This is a genomic window from Embleya sp. NPDC056575 (assembly GCF_042793325.1).
Lineage (GTDB): Bacteria > Actinomycetota > Actinomycetes > Streptomycetales > Streptomycetaceae > Embleya.
Map to the genome: position 1 here is coordinate 1 of NZ_JBHTVA010000003.1, position 17,685 is coordinate 17,685.

At 68.6% G+C, this 17,685-nt stretch carries 14 protein-coding genes; 8 read left to right on the plus strand and 6 right to left on the minus strand.

Going from position 1 to position 17,685, the window contains the following annotated elements; translation table 11 throughout:
- Positions 1-20: 20 nt before the first annotated feature.
- The 3 genes from ACFRCG_RS02590 to ACFRCG_RS02600 form a co-directional block, all read right to left on the minus strand.
- Entirely contained in the window at positions 21-350 is a 330-nt protein-coding gene (locus ACFRCG_RS02590; RefSeq protein WP_380027963.1) for an L-rhamnose mutarotase, read from the minus strand.
- A 75-nt stretch (positions 351-425) separates the two neighbouring features.
- Entirely contained in the window at positions 426-1,469 is a 1,044-nt protein-coding gene (locus ACFRCG_RS02595; RefSeq protein WP_380027965.1) for an enolase C-terminal domain-like protein, read from the minus strand.
- Between the two features lie 30 nt (positions 1,470-1,499).
- Positions 1,500-2,261: a FadR/GntR family transcriptional regulator gene (locus tag ACFRCG_RS02600; protein ID WP_380027967.1), complete on the minus strand. Its 762-nt coding sequence runs from the start codon at positions 2,259-2,261 to the stop codon at positions 1,500-1,502.
- A gap of 301 nt (positions 2,262-2,562) precedes the next feature.
- On the opposite strand from ACFRCG_RS02600, the gene ACFRCG_RS02605 reads away from it, so the two are divergent.
- The 4 genes from ACFRCG_RS02605 (at position 2,563) to ACFRCG_RS02620 (ending at position 6,922) form a co-directional block, all read left to right on the plus strand.
- A complete protein-coding gene (locus ACFRCG_RS02605) occupies positions 2,563-3,858 on the plus strand; it encodes an ABC transporter substrate-binding protein (protein ID WP_380027969.1) in 1,296 nt (431 codons plus the stop codon).
- Positions 3,859-3,862: 4 nt separating this feature from the next.
- On the plus strand, positions 3,863-4,834 hold the full coding sequence (locus ACFRCG_RS02610) for a carbohydrate ABC transporter permease (protein WP_380027971.1): 972 nt from the start codon (positions 3,863-3,865) through the stop codon (positions 4,832-4,834).
- The gene (locus ACFRCG_RS02615; RefSeq protein WP_380027973.1) at positions 4,827-5,678 is read left to right on the plus strand and encodes a carbohydrate ABC transporter permease; all 852 of its coding nucleotides are present in this window, start codon (positions 4,827-4,829) and stop codon (positions 5,676-5,678) included. Before ACFRCG_RS02610 ends, ACFRCG_RS02615 begins: the two co-directional genes overlap by 8 nt.
- 71 nt (positions 5,679-5,749) lie before the next feature.
- A complete protein-coding gene (locus ACFRCG_RS02620; RefSeq protein WP_380027975.1) occupies positions 5,750-6,922 on the plus strand; it encodes a Gfo/Idh/MocA family protein in 1,173 nt (390 codons plus the stop codon).
- Between the two features lie 297 nt (positions 6,923-7,219).
- Here ACFRCG_RS02620 and ACFRCG_RS02625 read toward each other — a convergent pair whose 3' ends face one another.
- Together ACFRCG_RS02625 and ACFRCG_RS02630 are read right to left on the minus strand one after the other, a co-directional pair.
- The gene (locus ACFRCG_RS02625; protein WP_380027977.1) at positions 7,220-9,640 is read right to left on the minus strand and encodes an Ig domain-containing protein; all 2,421 of its coding nucleotides are present in this window, start codon (positions 9,638-9,640) and stop codon (positions 7,220-7,222) included.
- Positions 9,641-10,338: 698 nt separating this feature from the next.
- Complete coding sequence (locus ACFRCG_RS02630) at positions 10,339-12,420, minus strand: SpoIIE family protein phosphatase (RefSeq protein ID WP_380027979.1); 2,082 nt, start codon at positions 12,418-12,420, stop codon at positions 10,339-10,341.
- 241 nt (positions 12,421-12,661) lie between these two features.
- On the opposite strand from ACFRCG_RS02630, the gene ACFRCG_RS02635 reads away from it, so the two are divergent.
- The 4 genes from ACFRCG_RS02635 (at position 12,662) to ACFRCG_RS02650 (ending at position 15,910) form a co-directional block, all read left to right on the plus strand.
- Entirely contained in the window at positions 12,662-13,528 is an 867-nt protein-coding gene (locus tag ACFRCG_RS02635; RefSeq protein ID WP_380027981.1) for an aminoglycoside phosphotransferase, read from the plus strand.
- A gap of 270 nt (positions 13,529-13,798) precedes the next feature.
- A complete protein-coding gene (locus tag ACFRCG_RS02640) occupies positions 13,799-14,374 on the plus strand; it encodes a hypothetical protein (protein WP_380027983.1) in 576 nt (191 codons plus the stop codon).
- Between the two features lie 73 nt (positions 14,375-14,447).
- Positions 14,448-14,588, plus strand: a complete 141-nt coding sequence (locus ACFRCG_RS02645) for a hypothetical protein (RefSeq protein ID WP_380027985.1) — start codon at positions 14,448-14,450, stop codon at positions 14,586-14,588.
- 197 nt (positions 14,589-14,785) lie between these two features.
- Entirely contained in the window at positions 14,786-15,910 is a 1,125-nt protein-coding gene (locus tag ACFRCG_RS02650) for an FAD-dependent oxidoreductase (RefSeq protein ID WP_380027987.1), read from the plus strand.
- 308 nt (positions 15,911-16,218) lie between these two features.
- Here ACFRCG_RS02650 and ACFRCG_RS02655 read toward each other — a convergent pair whose 3' ends face one another.
- On the minus strand, positions 16,219-17,463 hold the full coding sequence (locus ACFRCG_RS02655) for a PP2C family protein-serine/threonine phosphatase (RefSeq protein ID WP_380027989.1): 1,245 nt from the start codon (positions 17,461-17,463) through the stop codon (positions 16,219-16,221).
- Positions 17,464-17,685 lie beyond the last annotated feature (222 nt).

Consider the following 17,685-nt stretch of genomic DNA (forward strand, 5'->3'; position numbering starts at 1 on the left):
CCTTCACACGTCGTCCCCGGTCATTCGAGGTGGAAGACCTCTTCGGCCGGAGCCCAGCGCGAGCCGGCGTCGACACCGTCCATCGGTTCCTGGCAGGGATCGGTACGTGCCCACCACTCTCGGGTGACCGGGCACTCGGCGATCAGCGCGCTGTCGGCCTCGTAGTCGTCGCCGGTGTACTCCAGATAGCTGAAGAGCAGGCCGTCGCGCAGGAAGATCGAGTAGTTGCCGATGTTGGCGCGCTTGAGCGTCGCCAATACCTCGGGCCAGGCAGCCGCGTGCAGCGCGCGGTATTCGGCCTCCAGCTCCGGACGCAGGCGGATGACCGCCGCGTGGCGTCGAACGGACACGATGCCGTCTCCTTCCGCGAAGGGTGGTCGGGGCGTCTCCCGCCGGACCCGTCACCGGGACCGGCGGGAGACGCGTCACCAGCCCGGCTGGTCGAAACCGATGCCGGGGGCCTGCGGGGCGCGCACCATCCCGTCGGCCCCCACGGCGGGTTCGCGCCGTACGGGGTTGGTGTACACCAGGGACTCGTAGTACGTGGTGTTGGGGATCGCCATGCACAGATGGGCGTTGACCACCCCGGTGCCGTGCACCTCGGCCCGCAACTGGTAGCTGTCGGCCAGATGAGCGATCCGCATCGCCCCGGTGATCCCACCCTTGTACTGCGCACTCGTCCTGACCCGGCCCGCGGCGCCGGCCGCGATGAAGTCGCCGACGTTCATGTGCGCGCCGTCGGAGGTCTCCGCGACCAGCAGCGGGACCGTGACCTGCTCGGCCAGTCGGCGATAGGCGGTCACGCTGAACTCGCGCATGGGTTCCTCGTACCACAGGTATCCGGCCTCGGACAGCGCGTGACCGAGGTGGATGGAGTCGGCGAGGTCGAAACCGGCCGAGCCGTCGTACATCAGCGGGACGTCGTCACCGACGTGCGCCCGCAATTTTTGGCACAACTCGGCATCGGCCTTCGCATCGCCCCAGGCATGCAGTTTGATGCCGACGTAGCCCAGTTCCAGGCACTGGTCGGCGACGTCGAGGTATTCCTCGACGCTGTCGAAGGTGACCGTGCTCGCGTAGGCGGGGATGGCTTCGCGGTAGGTGCCCAGCAGCCGGTGGACCGGTTGCCCGAGCGCTTTGCCGGCCAGATCCCACAGCGCCACGTCGACCAGGCCGAGGGCGTAGATCGGCAGCTCCTCGATCCGGTCCAGTTCCCACAGCCGTTCCCACAACAGCTCGCGCATCATCGGATCCCGGCCGACCAGGTCCTCGCGGATGCGACGCTCGACCAGGTCGGCGACGATGACTCCGCGCCTGGTGTGCGCCTCGCCCACCAGGCCCTCATCGGTGTGGACGCGGAGGATGCCGCCCACCACCGCCGGCTCGGAGCCCGGAAGCCCGGCACGCCATCGGAAGGGCGGCTGCGCGGGCAGGTCGACCGGTTCTATCGTCACATCGGTAATGCGCATGGATGTCCTTCACTGTTGGAAGTCCGGAGTTCAGGAGTCGGCGTCGTTGCCGGGCACGACACGACGCCAGATCTCCCGGTGGAACTGCTCGGCCGTCATACAGATGTGCTCGGCCATCAGGGTCTCGGCGTCGCCCGGCTCGCCGGAGGCGATGGCCGCGGCGATCGCCTCGTGTTGCCTCGCGGCCACCAGCAGCGATCCGCCCGCGACCCCGGCCAGTCCGATGACGCTGACCTGGCGCTGAAGGCGCCGCACGGAGTCGACGGAGGACGCGAAGAACGTATTGGCCGAGGCGTTCGCAATGCCGATGTGGAACGCCTCGTCGGCGGTGGTGAAGGCCTCGATGTCGTCCTGTTCCGCCGCCAGGACGGACTGCCGCGCGGCTTCGCGTACCGCCTTGACCTGAGTCGGGGTCGCCCGCTGCGCCGCCAGGCCGGCGGCGGTGGTCTCCACGTGCCGGCGGAACTCGAACAACTCGTCCACCTGACGCATGTCCGCGGGGAGGAATTTGGTCAACGCCGTCTGCCAGGACTGCCGTTCGGGTTCGGCCACATAGATCCCACGCCCCTTCTGTACGGAGAGCCGGCCGAGGGCGGAGAGGATCTTCACCGCTTCCCGGACCACGGTGCGGCTCATCCGCACCTCGTCGGCGAGGTCCTTCTCGGTGGGCAGACGCGCGCCGGGTTGGAGTCCGGATGCGACGACGTACTCGAGGATGCGTTCGGCCGCGACCTCGTATCCGGGACGGTAGGCGCCCTCCGCGGACGCGGGGTCCTTTGGTGAGTGGGTCAAACGACTCTCCCCCTTCGCTCTCGGCGCCTGTCGGCACTATATATTTCAGATACATCAAGCGGTAGATGTTCAGTGAACCATAGCCAAACCCTTGACGCCTAGGTTCGATGACCGCAGACTCTCCGTATCTCAGCTGGGCCGATTCGCCCGCTTCTCACCGCGACATCCGTGCCGGATGGCCCGCTTCAAGCCGCACGGCCCGCAGCGATCCTCGGAGAGTCGACCCGTTCCGCGCTCGTGGCTCCGGCATGTATCAGATTTATATCGTGTGCACCGCACCCACTACAGATGGGATGTCCCCATGAACATTCGGCGTATAAACGGACCCGACGGTCGGTCCGGCAGACGCTGGGCGGCGCTGACCGCAGCCGCGGCCCTGGTGCTCGGCGCCGCCGCGTGTTCGAGCGGTTCGGATGGCGGGTCGGGCGGAAAGGTCGAGCTGATCTACCGGATCTGGGACGCGAACCAGCAGCCGGCCATGCAGCACATCGTCGACGCGTTCCAGGCGAGTCACCCGTCGGTCAAGGTGAAGATCCAGGTCACCGCGAACAAGGAGTACTGGACCAAGCTCCAGGCCGACGCCACCAGCGGCAGTGCGCCGGATGTGTTCTGGATGAACGGCCCCAACGCCCAGCTCTACGAGTCGAACGGCATCCTGTTGCCGCTGTCGGACCAGTTCGCCGCCAACGGCGTGGATCTCGCCAACTATCCGTCGAGCCTGGTCAAGCTCTACGAGTACAACGGCAAGCAGTACGGCGTGCCCAAGGACTTCGACACCGTCGGGCTCTGGTACAACAAAAAGCTGTTCGACGCGGCCGGCGTGAAGTATCCCGACGACACCTGGACCTGGCAGACCGTCCAGGAAGCGGCCCACAAGCTCACCGACGCCTCCAAGAAGCAGTACGGCATCCTCGCGCCGGCGTTCGGCCAGGAGAACTACTACGACACCATCTTCCAGGCCGGCGGTTCGATCGTGTCCGCCGACGGGAAGTCGTCGGGCTACGACCAGCCCGCCGCGACCGCGGGTCTGAAGTTCTGGACCGACCTGATCAAGGACGGTTCCTCGCCGTCGCTGAAGTCCATGACCGACACCTTTCCGAGCCAGTTCTTCGAGTCCGGCAAGGTCGCCATGTACTACGGCGGCAGCTGGAACACCTCGACGTTCGCCAAGAACGGCGCGCTGAAGAACGACATCGACGTCGCCGTCCTGCCGCAGGGGACCAAGCGTGCGGTGGTCATCCACGGTCTGGCCAACGTCGCCTACGCCAAGACGAAGCACCCCAAGGAGGCGGCCGCCTTCGTCGGCTTCCTCGGGTCCAAGGAGGCCGCGGACATCGGGGCGAAGGAGAGCGGAGTCATCCCGGCGTTCAACAACACGCAGCAGGCCTGGGTGGACGCCACTCCCGAGTTCCACCTGAAGGCATTCCTCGACCAGGTGTCCTACGCGGTGGCGCTGCCCATCTCCAAGAACACCTCCGCGTGGCAGAGCCAGGAGGCCACCACGTTCGCCCCCGCCTGGGAAGGCAAGACCGACGTGGGGGCGGCGGCACGCACGATGGCCGATCTGATGAATACGGCGCTGGGCAAGGAAAAGTGACCCGATGACACGCACTGCGGCTCCCCGCCCCCCGGGCCCCGCCGCCCGTGCCGCCCGCGCCTCCACCCGGCGCGGGCGGCGCCCCGGCCGCCAGTGGGCCTGGGCCTACTTCATGGTCGCGCCGATGGCGATCGGCCTGGGGGTCTTCTACCTGTGGCCCATAGCGCAGACCTTCTATTACAGCTTCACCGCCTCGGGCCCGTTCGGCGGGCACACCTGGACCGGCACGGCCAACTACAAGGCGTTGGCCGACGATCCGACGGTGCTCAAGTCGGTGCTCAACACGCTGACGTACACCGCCATCCAACTGGCCGGCATCCCGCTCGCGATCATGCTGGCCGCGCTGCTGAACCAGAAGAACCTGCGCGGTCGCACCGTCTATCGGGTGATCTTCTTCCTGCCCGCGGTGACCATGCCGGTGGCCATGGCGATGTTGTGGCGGTGGATGTACGACGGAAACTACGGCCTGGTCAACTACCTGCTGTCCACGGTGGGCATCTCGGGGCGGCACTGGGCGTCCGACCCGGACATCGCGCTGTACGCGCTGGCCGCGATCGGCATCTGGATGTCGCTGGGCTACAACATGGTCATCTTCCTCGCCGGCCTCCAGGCGATCCCCGCCGAGTTCTACGAGGCCGCGCGGATGGACGGAGCCGGGCCGGTGCGCACCTTCCTGCGCATCACCGTGCCCCTGCTCAGCCCCAACATCTTCTTCGTCACCGTGTTGACGATGATCAACTCGCTGCAGATGTTCGATCTCGCCTACATGATGATGAGCACCCCCGGCTCCGCGGCCGGCACCGCCAACCCGGCGCTGCCCGAGGTGCGGTCGATCTCGTACCTCTTCTTCCAGAAGTCGTTCGTCGAACACAACATCGGGTTCGGGGCCGCGGTGGCCTTCGTCCTGGTCGGCTTCATCGTCTTGATGACGCTCATCCAGTTCCGCCTGCAGAAGAAGTGGGTGCACTATGCCTGAGCCCTCGCCCCGCTCCGGGCTCACGCGTCGGTACGCCCGGTCGGTGGCCACCCACGCGGTGCTCATCTGCATGTCGGTGCTGATGCTCGGCCCGTTCGTCTGGCAGGTGGTCACGGCGCTCAAATCGTATGTCGAGACCACCCGACTGCCGCCGACCCTCCTGCCGCAGTCGTGGCAGTGGTCCAACTTCGGGGAGGTGTTCGACGCGCTGCCCTTCGGGCAGATGTTCGTCAATACCGTGTTGATGACCCTCGGGCGCACCGCCGGTCAGCTGATCTTCTCGTCCATGGCCGGTTACGCCTTCGCCCGGATGCGGTTTCGCGGCAGCGGGTTGTTGTTCGGACTGTTCCTGTCGGTGCTGATGGTCCCGGCGCTGCTCTTCCTCATCCCGCAGTACATGATCATCCAGGATCTCGGCTGGCTGAACTCCCTACAGGGCCTGACCGTTCCGGGCATGTTCAGCGCCTTCGGCACCTTCTTGATGCGCCAGTTCTTCATGGCCCTTCCGTACGACATCGAGGAGGCCGCGCGGCTGGACGGAGCCAACCCGTGGCAGGTCTTCCGGCACATCGCGCTGCCGCTGGCCAAGCCGGGTCTGTTGGCACTCGGCATCCTGACCGCCCTCTGGTCGTGGAACGACCTGATGTTCCCGCTCGTGATCAACACCGACCCGGACAAGATGACCCTCTCCGCGGGCCTGGCCACCCTCCAGGGCGAGCACTTCACCGACTACTCGGTACTGATGGCCGGGGCGCTGATGGCGACGGCACCGATGATCGTGGCGTTCATCCTGTTGCAGCGCCACTTCATCCAGGGCATTGCCTCCACCGGCAGCAAGGGTTAGGCGTGTTCACCCGCGGTACCGACGACACGCCCCCGGGGCCTGTCGCCGAAACCCCCGAAAGGACAAGCGCATTGAACGACATCAGGCTCGGCGTCGTCGGCCTGGGCGCCCGCAGCGACCTCGTCGAACTGGCCCACCGACCCGGCTCGGGCTCGTCGGTGGCAGCGGTCTGCGATCGAGACCCGCGGACGCTCGCGGGCGCCCGGGAGCGCTTCGGCAGCGGGGTGAGGACCACCGCGGACCATCACGACCTGCTCGACGACGGGCTCGACGGCGTGTTCGTGCTGACCCCGGATCACACACACGAGCAGATCGGTCTGGACTTCCTCACCGCCGGAATCCCGGTCTTCCTGGACAAGCCGATGGCGATCACCACCGAGGCCTGCGACCGCCTGCTCGCGACGGCCCGGGAACACCGAACACCCCTGTACATCGGGCACAACATGCGGCACATGCCGGTCGTGGTCGCCATGCGGGAGTTGATCGCCGGCGGAGCCATCGGCGAGGTCAAGGCCGTCTGGTGCCGCCACTTCGTCGGCAACGGCGGAGACTGGTACTTCAAGGACTGGCACGCCGACCGACGCAACACCACCGGTCTGCTGCTGCAGAAGGGGGCGCACGACCTCGACGTCATCCACTGGCTGGCCGGAGGTTACACCCGGCGGGTCAACGCCATGGGCGCCCTGACGCTCTACGGCGGCATCGACTCGCGCCGCGACCGCGGCGGGGAGCGGATGACCGAGTGGTTGTCGACGGAGAACTGGCCGCCGCTGAGCCAGACCGGTCTCAACCCGGTGGTGGACGTCGAAGACCTGAGCATGATGCAGATGCGGCTGGACAACGGCGTCTTCGCGAGCTACCAGCAGTGCCACTACACGCCGGACAACTGGCGCAACTACACCGTGATCGGCACCGAGGGGCGGCTCGAGAACTTCGGCGAGGCGGGGCCGGGAGTGGAGGTCCGGGTGTGGAACCGCCGCGGCGACTACCGCGCCGAGGCGGACCTGGTGGTGCGCGTCCACACCCCGCCCGGCACACACGGTGGCGCCGACCCGGTGCTCGTCGCGGAGTTCCTGCGGTTCGTCCGAGAGGGCGGGGCCACCGTCACCTCGCCGGTGGCCGCCCGCGAGGCGGTCGCCGCCGGCTACGCGGCCACCATGTCGCTGCGCGACGGTGGGAGGGCCGTCGACGTCGCCCCCGTGGACCCGAAGGTGGCCGCTTACTTCGAGGACGGCCGGGAGTAGGAACGCCGAAGGGGTTCCGATGGACGGTTGTCGCACGGGTTGCCTTTCCCGATCGGGAAGGCACCCCGTGAGGACATCGTCGATCGGAACCCCTTCGGCGTTCCTGTTCGGCGTTGTTCGTGTTGCCGACCGGTCTGCCGGCCGATTCCGCGTCGGCGTCCCGATGACCGCGGCACGGATCCCGGCTCCGTGATCCATGCCCGGGAGGGCCCACCGGCCGCCGAAGCCGCTTGATCCCATGACGGCCCGACCGACGCAGGACACCCACGACGGTCGGGCCGTTCATCGGCAGCCAGGTCAGGGCTTCGTTCGCGGCACCGTCTTCATCCGGTAGGTGATCCTGGCGTCGGCGATGTCCCCACCGTTGCGGGCGGTGACGGTGAACCTGCTGGTGCCCGGCGTGGTGGGTACGCCGGTGAGGCCGCCGGTGTCCCGGTTGAGGGTGAGTCCGCGCGGAAGGCTGCCGGAGGTGATGTCGTACCGGATCGTTTGCGGCGTGCGCGAGGTCACCTTGAACGCGTACAGGGCCCCGACCCGGGCGTCGGGCGGTTCGGGTGTCACGAAACCCGGCGTGGGTGCCTTGACCCGCTGCGCCTCGCCGATCGGCCGGCCGGCCGAGCCGATCTCCTGGAGCGACCACTCCTGACGTGGCGTCACCTCGGTCAGGTGCCAGTGGGTGTCCGGGTCGCCCAACCGCCCCTTCTGCTCAGCCGTGAACGCGCCGACGCCCCGTGCGGATTCCCAGGTCGCGACCGCGCGCAGCAACGCGGCGGTGTTGGCGCCCGATGCCAGACTGCCCACGCTGGTCTCGAAGTTGATGCCGGCGTTCAGGGATGCCGCGCGCGCCATGGTGTCCTCGATCTTCTGCAGGCTGTCGCTGCCGGAGAACCCCTGCTGCCCCATCATCCCGGGCAGACGGTTGGCGCGGTAGAACGTGTTGCTGCGAAGGATCTGGGCGTAGTCCGTCCGGCCGATCTCGCCCCAACTGGCCCGGGACTGCGCGTCCCAGGTGTTGGACGAGAGATTGCTGCACTCGGTGACGAACTCCTCCGAGTGGAGCTGCCGATGCACGCCGTTGACCAGGTGCGCGAAGCCGTAGCCGCCCCAACCGGTGTAGCCCGCCGATTCCAAACCGTCATAGGACGTGGCCCGGATGCCGGTGTCGTTGTACGCGGTGGCCAGCCGGGTCGCTATCTCGTCGATGATCGGAAGCCCGCCCATCGCGCCGCCGTATCCGTTCTGGATGAGCCGGGTGGCCCGGGTGCCGACCGGATAGGTCTGCGCGGTCGATCCCCATTGCGCCCGCCCCAGGTTGCCCACCCTCCATTCCCGGCCACCGACCTTGGTGACGGATCCGTAGGTGATGAACTCGTCGCCGATGCGCAGTCGTTGGCCGTCCACGCCGGGTCCCAGCGGGCCGTCGGCGTCGACGTGGAGCGTGGTGTCCGAAGCGCCGAGTGGGCGGGTCAGCCCGACACTTGCCCCCACCGCCAGCCGCGGGTCGGCCGGGGCCGTCACGTACGGGTCGTGGGGGTCGATGAAATCGGACAGGGTGTGCACGCCGACCTCGATGTTCTCCTTCGCCGCCGCGGCCACCAATTGGGCCGCCGCCGCGTCGGATCCACCGAACGAGCCGTTGAACAGGTAGTGCCCGTGCGACCGCCAGGGCCCGTCGCCGGAGATGGCGTAGATGTTCCGGATCCCGGCCTGCCGGGCGTACCGTGCGGCGGCGGTGACGTTGTTCGTGTCGAGGTCGTGGACCCAGAAGTGGGACTGCGACGTGCGCTGGGCCGCCTTCTGCCACTGGCCGTCGAGGGTCGGGTAGGCCTGGCCGTGCGCCTGGGCGATCTGACTCAGCACGGTGAGGGACAGATCCGGCGCACTGCCGAACAGTGCGATCTTCGACCCGACGATCCGCCCTTCCGGGCCGGGCAGTGGTCCGAGTGGGATCTCGTATCCATTGGTGCGCCGGCGGAGGCGTTCCCGGCTGTAGTCGTATGTGGCGGCGCGCAGCACACTGCCCCACTTCGTCTTGGCCGCGACATTGCTCGCGAGCCACTCGTCCTTCTCACCGGTCTGGAGACCGTACGGATTCCAGACGAGGTCCGGGCCGAAGCCGTACGCGAGATGCTCGTTCGGCCACCCGCCCACGGTCTTGTCGTTGAGCGGGCGAACCCCCATCGTGACATCGGTGTCGCCGACCATGCCGACGGTCTCACCGATCGTCTCGGTGATCCTCGTCGGCAACGGTCCCCACAGCAGTGTCTGCACATCCACTCCCGGAGCCGCGGTGCATGCGGTCACCTCGAGGGTGGAATAGGTCGGAAAGGCCACCACCCTCACCTCGATCGTGACCTTCCGGTTGTCGAACACCAGCACTCGCGGGTCGCGCGGCGAGACCCGCATCCGGGTGGGGATCTCGTGTCCGCCGTCGGCCACCACGCTGACCAGCGACACCGAAGTGCCCGGCGCCAGGTAGTCGGTGCCGCTGCGCAGGTCCATCAGGCTGTTCACCCGTCCGCGGCCGTCGATGCCCATCGCCAGGAAGCCCGCGATGATCGGGTGCGACAGGGATACCCCGTCGGTGGACGCCTCGTCGGTGGGCGTGCCGTCGACGGTCGTTCGCAGCGCCTGAGCGGGGGAGGCGGCGAGCCCCATGGCTCCCACCGTCGCGATCGAACCCAGGCCACTGGCAAGCAGAAAGCGGCGTCTATCCATGTTTCCTCCTCGATGAAGGTGCTCCCGGAGGTGAGTGGTGTCGTCCGTATGGTTCGTACTCATCGAGGGACGAGTACGGCGAGGGATGCACGCGTGAGCCGGTGCGGCCGCACCTCGATTCGGAGCGGGAACTACCCTGTCTCTTCCGGAAGAAGCCCGACGCAAGTGCGATACAGCGTGCAGCCGACCGTCAGGCGAGTCAAGCCTTTGTTCTGATCTATCCAGAGGCTCGGGACACGATCACGTCTGGCCACCCCCGTCATCGAGGGCACGTGCGAAACCGTGCGACGAGAGAGTGCCGGATCGACGAACGAGCTTTCGCGGGGGACGAGATGAGGCCCGCGCATCACGTGACCCGAACACATTTACCGAGGTGGATGCCTATTTGCCGACGACCATGAGCATCGGTCGCGAGCCGCGATGCACGACCACGGCGGACGTGTTGCCCGCGTCGAAGCGGCGTCGAGCGGTGAAGCGTGCGGACCCCACGATGCCTGATCGTGTCACCGCCAACCGGATCCGGCACGTCAGATGTATCGCATCTATAGTCCATGTGAGGCCCAATGGTTGGGCTTTATCGCTTGACTCCGCGACCAACGGACTTCGATACTCGAACCGCAGCCGACGACGACCGCCGAACCGCCTTCCACCGACACCCCCGGGCCGTGCGGGTGCATGCGGGCGGCCGGCTCCGCGGCCTACCGCGTCGGCGGGCGGGGCGCGTTGACGGGTGTGGATTGTTCGGTCCAGATGCATTTTCCGTCGGGGGTGTAGCGGGCGCCCCAGCGTTCGGCGAGCATGGCGATCAGTTGCAGCCCTCGGCCGTCCTCGTCGGTCTCGGCCGCGCGGCGGATGCGGGGCATGGTGGCGCTGCCGTCGGTGACTTCGCAGATCAGGGTGCGGCTGCGCAGCAGGCGCAAAGAGACGGGTCCCTTGGCGTGTCGTACGACGTTGCCGAGGAGTTCGCTGACCAGGAGTTCGGTGACGGGGGACAGTTCCTCCAGGTCCCACGCGCACAGTTGGTCGCGGACGTGGTGGCGGGCGGCGCCGGCGGCCTGTGGCTCGGCCGGCAGGCGCCAGGTGGCGATGTCCTCGGGGGCGTGTCGGTGGGTGCGGGCGACGAGCAGCACGGTGTCGTCGTCGGTCGGTTGTTGGTCCGGTCCCGTCGTTTTCACCAGGTCGTCGCAGACGGCGTCGGGGTCGGCCGGTCCGTTGGTCAGGACCGTTCGGAGGCGTTCGGCGAGGTGGGCCATTCCCCGGTCGATGTCCCGCGCGCTGGATTCGACCAGTCCGTCGGTGTAGAGCACGAGGAGAGCGCCGTCGGGGAGCTCGAGTTCGCTCGCGTCGAACGGTGGGGCCGCGGCACCGAGCGGCGGGTTGACGGGCAGGTCGACGAAGCGCACGTGTCCGGTGTCGTCGGCGACGGCGGGTGGCGGGTGGCCGGCGGTGGCGAGGGAGCAGGTGCCGTCGGTGGGGTCGTAGACGGCGTAGAGGCAGGTGGCGTAGAAGTCGTCGCCGAGCCCGCAGACCAGGTCGTTGAGGTGGTGGAGCAGTTCGTCCGGCGGTAGTTCGAGGTCGGCGAGGGTCTGCACGGCGGTGCGCAGTCGTCCCATCGTCGCCGCTTCCCTCAGTCCGTGCCCCATGACGTCCCCGATGACCAGGGCCACCCGGTCTCCCGCCAGGGGGATGACGTCGTACCAGTCTCCCCCGACCTCCATCCCCTCGGTGGCGGGCAGGTAGCGGGCCGCCGCGGTGAGGGCCGGAGTCGGGGGAAGGGCACGCGGCAGCAGCCCCTGTTGCAACTGACGGGCCCGGTCGTGCTCGGCGTCGTAGAGCCGGGCCCGCGCGAGGGCTTGGGCGACCAGGGCGCTCAGCGCCGTACACAGCGTGCGTTCCTCGTGCGCGAACCGGTGCGGGCGGCTGTAGGAGATGACGGCGCAGCCGATCACCCGTCCTGAGGCGATCAGCGGCAGGAACGCCCAGGCCTTCTTGCCGCTGAGCGCGACGACGTGGTCGAGATTCGGGTAGCGACGCAGGTACTCCTCGGCCGACGAGATGAAGATCGGAACACGATCGCGTTTGGCGTCCCTTGCCGGCGGGGTGTCCTCCGTGGGGTGCCCCTCGAAGAAATCGATGAACTCCTGCGAGTATCCGGCGGTACCCACCGCGTACACCCGCCCCGCCTCCTCGACCCAGATACCCACCCCGGTCGCGTCGACGAACAGGGGGAGCATGTGGTCGTGTACGACATTCACCACGTCCCGCCCGGTCACCGCGGCAGCGAGGGCCGTGGTCATCGTGGCGATCCGCTCGGTGCGGTCCGCGGCCGCCTCTTGCGCTTCGTCCCGCGGGATTCGGCCGGAGGGCGGTGGCGATGCCGCCACATCCCGTGCGTGCGGATCGGTGACGTCACTCACGGTGCCGATCATGCGGTTCGGTGCGCCCTGCCCGTCGAGCGCGCAATGGCCACGGAACTCCACCCGGTGGTAGCCGCCGTCGCGCCGCCGTATCCGGCACGCCACGCTGTAGGCACCGTGCGCACGGGACGCGTCCTCGACACTCTCCAGCACCCGCGGCAGGTCCTCCGGGTGGATCAGACGCTGCCAGGCCGTGGCCTCCCATCGCAGTTCATCCGGCTCCACGCCGAACACGGCCGCGGCGGAATCGTCCCAGGCGACCGTGCCCTCGGCCACGTCCCAATCCCACATCGCGACGTGGGCCCGGCCGCCGTCATCCTCCCCACCCCGCCGCTCCTGTGGGCTCCGTCCGTCCGGACTCATCACCTCACCTGCCCGGTCGTGCGTATCGGCGTGTGGAAACTTTCGATTGATGAAGTCACTTATATGCGTTAAATAGTTCTTTCATAATAAATAACCCATTTCATGGAGGGGTAATCCGCCCGAACCGTCCGCCGTCTCCCGCGCGGTCGCTCCGGGCGTCTCGGCCGGTTCCCTCCGTGTCCGCTTCTCCGCGGCGAAAAGCAGGTGTGCCAGGCAAGGTGGTGTCGGCAGGATGCCCTGCGTGACCGAGCCGCGGAGCAACGCTGTCCCTTCCCGTGCCGTCCTCGATGCCTTCGGTGCGAAGGGCTCTCCTGTCCCGCTGGTCGGTGGGCAGGGACGAAGCGTTCTCGTCGGTGGGTTCGTGTTCAAGCCCGCTGAGGGGCCTGACGACGAGGTTGAGTGGGCTGTTTCCTTGTTCGAGAGCCTGGCGCCGGGCGGCGGCTTCCGGGTCCCGCTGCCGCTCCGGGCCGCCGATGGTCGGAGCGTCGTGGAAGGTTGGACGGCCAGTGAGTTCCTGACCGGTGAGCCGGGCCCTCGGAGGCATTGGGCCGGTGTGCTCAGTGCCGGTCGTGCCTTCCACGCCGCCTTGCGACAGGTGCCCCGGCCGGACTTCCTGGACCGGCGTACCCACCCGTGGGCCGTGGGCGACCGGGTCGCCTGGGGCGAGCAGGACGTCGACGTGATCGACGACCTCTCCGCTCCGTTCTCGGCTCTGCTGGAGCTGAGGCGCCCGGTACGGCAGGACGCCGCTCAGCTCATTCACGGCGACCTCACCGGCAATGTGCTCTTCTCCGGGGACGAAGTGCCTGCCGTGATCGACTTTTCGCCGTATTGGCGGCCTCCGGTGTTCGCGGAGGCCATCGTGGTCGCGGATGGTTTGTTGTGGTTCGATCTTCCATCCGACCTGCTGACCGGTAGCGGTGGTCATCCCGACTGGCAGCAGATGCTGGTTCGTGCACTGATCTTCAGACTCGTCGCGCATAGCGAGAGCGCGAGGGCGTCGGGACGGGCTCGGTCCGGCGAGCGCGAGCGGTATGCAAGGGCGACCGATGTCGTTGGGGGTCAGTCGTCTGCCTTGAGCCCGGAGGGCTCCTGGGTGGAGGTGTAGCCCGCGATCAGGTTCGCGTCCATGTGCTGCTATGGCTCGGACCCCCTCGCGCGGAGTATGCGGATGAGCGTGGGGGCAGGAAGGCGGGGACTTCGAATCGGCCCCCACCCGGTTATACGCGGCTTCGTGTTGGCTCGCCGTAACCGATTCGGGTGACGTCCTGGTAACTCGCGGGCGCGTAGACCTGGTGCCGCACTCTTTCGTCGTCACGGCGGCGACGACGAAAGGTGCGACAGGACCGACAGAGGACTACCGACGGGAGCGGCAGTGATGACGAGGTTCGGGCGCGCGGGTTCGGGCCGGCCCCTGATGTTGCGGGTGGTCGTGGGGGTGGTTCTGGCGGGTGGTCTCGCCGTGACGACGGTCGGTTGTGCCGACGACGGCGGCTCAGGGGTGAAGGTGGCCTCGGGTGGCAGCAGCGGCGCGGCGAAGTCCGGTGGTGGCGAGGGCGGTTCGGGTTCGGGCAAGGGTGACGACGCCGAACGGCGGGACCAGATGGTGAAGTTCGCGGGTTGTATGCGTGAGCACGGGGTGGACATGCCCGACCCGGAGCCCGGCGAGGGCGGCGCGATGCGGATCGGGGCGATGCCCGCGGACGAGGGGTCGTCGAAGACCGAGGACGCGATGAAGGCGTGCGAGAAGTTCCAGCCGAAGAGCGACTTCGACCCGAACGACCCCAAGTTCAAGGAGTGGCAGGCCAAACGAGCGGCGTGCATGCGCGAGAACGGCGTGAACATGGGCGACGGTTCGGGCGGCGGGATGGTCGCCCTCGACCTGGGCGACGACAAGGTGAAGAAGGCGATGGAGCTGTGTGACAAGAAGGTTCCACCGCTGCCGAAGAAGTGATGACGGGCTACTTCGAAGACCCGGACGAGACCGGCCGGGGCGATCGACGCGGACGGCCGGCTGCACACCGGCGATGTCGGAGGCCGCGGTGGTCGGCGTCCCGGACGCGCGCACGGTCGAGTTCGTCACCGAACTGCCGCGCAACCCGGGCGGCAAGGTCCTGAAATTCGAACTCCGGGCCCGCGCAGCCGAGGAGGAGGCGGCGCGTCACTGACGCGGAGCGGGGCCGGCCGCCGGCTCCGGCGCGGTCGGAGGTCGGAGGTCGGAGGTCGGATCACGGTGAGCCCCGGACGCGGGTTTCCTTGCGGGTGAGAATGCCCGGCGTGACTTGACACGATCTTAGTTCGTTGCATAGAACTTAGATCGTCAGTGGAACGAACTAAGTTCGTGTCGATGTTCCGGAGGTGCGTGATGCGAGTATCCGTGGTCGGTGCAGGTCTGGGTGGTCTGGCTCTTGCACAGGGTCTGCGCGGTGCCGGGATCGAGGCCGACGTGTTCGAGCGCGACCCGGGGATCGCCGCACGCTTCCAGGGCTACCGGCTCGTGCTGAACCCGATCGGCTTCCGGGCGGTACGCCGATGCCTGCCCACACGCTGGCACCCGCTGCTGGACGAGATCGTCATGGACGCCTCCGCCGAGCAGCTGATCCTGGACCCGCGGCTGAACGAGATCGGCAGGCTCGGCGCGGGCCGCACCGGCATCGTGGTCGACCGACAGGTGCTACGACACCTGTTGCTGACCGGCCTCACCGTGCACACCGATGCCGCGCTGACCGGCTACGACGTACAGGCCGACGGCAAGGTCCGAGCCCGATTCGCCCGCCGCGACCCCGCCACCGCCGACCTGCTCGTCGGCGCCGACGGCGTCACCTCCGCGGTGCGCGGGGTGTTGTCGCCGCAGACCACCCCGACCGACACCGGCGTCCGGTTCGTCATCGGCCGCACCCCGCTGACCGACGAGTTCGCCGGCCTGTCCAAGGCCTACGGCTCGAAGATCGCGGGTGACGGTGTCAGCCTGCTCCTCGGCGCGATGCGCTTCCGAACCCCGCCGAAGCAGGCCGCCGAGCAACTGGCCCCCGAAGTCACGCTGCCCGACATCGGCGACTATGTGCGCTGGGCCATGATCCTGCCGCCGAACGGCTCGCCGGCGGACCCGACCGTGCAGGACGCCGTGTTGTCCAGGATGCGAGGTTGGCACCCACAACTGCGCGCGCTGATCGAGCAGGCCGACCCGGACAACAGCACGCTGCTGTCCATCCGGGTGGTCAAGCCCGGCGAGCGCTGGGCGTCCGGCCCGGTCACGCTGCTCGGCGACGCGATCCACGCCACCTCTCCGACCGGCGGCAACGGCGCGAACACCGCGCTGCGCGATGCCGACCTGCTGCGCCACTGCTTGGTCGAGGCCAACGAGGGCCGCCGGGATCTGCTCGGCGCGGTCGACGACTACGAGCGGCAGATGTTCGAGTACGGAGCCGAGGCCGTGCGCAGCAGTCTCGACAAGCTCCCCGCGTTCGCTCCCGAAGCGAAACCGTCCTGAGATCGAGGGGGGATCCCCGCACGCCGCCTCGGGCGAAGCCCAACTCGCGCCGGGGCGGGGATCGCCGGTGCCGGCGCGGCCGTGTCCACGAACCGGCGCACCAGTGGGTTGTCGTCATCCGCGCAGCAGACGACGTGCTGAACCGTGGTGGTGCCCTCGATGGGGCGGGCGACGACACCGACGCGGCGCAGCACCCGCATCGAGTCCGCGAGCACGCCCGCGCCGAACCCGCGGTGACCAGGCGAGTCGGCCGGGTGGGGAGTTGGCGAGCGCGTGTGTTCGCGGCGGTGGGCGCTCGTGCGATTCCGTTACAGCGGCAGGACCACCAGGGCGGTGTCGTCGGTGGCGCCGTCGGATGGGAGGAGGTCGGCGAGGAGCGCGTCGGCCAGGGGTTCGGGGTCGAGGGCGCGGTGGCCGGCGAGGGAGTGGGCGAGGCGGGCCACGGACGTGTCGATGTCTTCGTCGCGGCGTTCGATCAGGCCGTCGGTGTACAGGACCAGGGTGGCGCCGGTGGGGTAGTCGAGCGCCGCTTGGGGGCGGGGGAGGTGTTCGGGGTGGGCGCCGAGAGGGGGGTCGGTGGCCCGGTCGAGGAGGGTGACCCCTCCGTCGGGGGCGAGGAGGGCGGGAGGCAGGTGCCCCGCGCTGCTGTAGTGGAGGTCGTGGCGTGCGGGGTCGACGATCACCGCGACGGCGGTCGCGGCTTCGGCACCGGGTACCGAGCGTGCGTGCAGCCCGAGCGCCTCCAGGGCGTGGGCGGGTCCGTCGGCGATGCGCAGGGTCGCGGTCAGAGCGCTGCGGAGCTGGCCCATGACGGCTGCCGCCTTGAGGCCGTGTCCGACCACGTCGCCGACCGCGACGGCGGTGCGTCCCTCGGGCAGGTCCACCAGGTCGTACCAGTCGCCGCACACGTTCAGCGCCCCCTGCGCGGGCCGGTAGCGTACCGCCGCGGCGTGGGGGCCGGCGTGCGGCGACGGTGACGGCGCGGGCAGCATCGCGCTCTGCAGGACGAGGGCCACTTCGCGTTCGCGTGCGTACGCGCCGCGCAGGCGTTCGTTGATGTCCTGGAGTTCGCGCGCGTGGTTGTACAGTTCCGCCTCCATGAAACTCGCGCGCTCGGCGGGGCATTCGTTCTTGGCGCGCAGGAGTTCGGTGACTTCCTCGACGCGGTTCAGGACCCATCGCACCCGGCCGTCGGGGCCGAGGACGGGGACGTTGAGAATGCTCCAGTACCGCTCGTCCCACACGCCGGGCTCGTCGGATCGCTGGGTGTCGTAGCGCTGTACGGCCATCGTGTCGCGCTGCCCGCCGGCCGCCCGGCGCAGTGAGGCGGCGAGGCGGTGTGTTCCGAGCGCGTCCTTGCGCCGGGGGTTGTCGGGGAACGCCTCGAAGACGTACCGGCCGACGACTTCTTCGCGTCGGCGTCCCGCCAGGCGCAGGTACCTGGGATTCGCCTCCACATAGATCAGGTCCGGCGTGAGCAGCGCCACCCCGGCCGGCAGCGCCTCGAACACCGCTCGGAAATCCACCGGCGACGGGGGCTGCCCTTCGTGCACGGGCGTTCCCCCGCCCGAACCCGGATCGTCCGTCGAATGTGGGTCGCCCGTCGGTTCGGGCCCTGGTGCCGCCGAACCGGAAGGCGCCGCGGAAGCATCGAACGGCCCCAGGTCCGAAAAGATATCCGGGTGATCACGGCGGGGCGGCATCCCCTGTGTCTGTGTCTGTGTCTGTGTCTGTGTCTGTGCCTGTGTCCGTGGGTGGGCCGGCTCGCCCGTCGG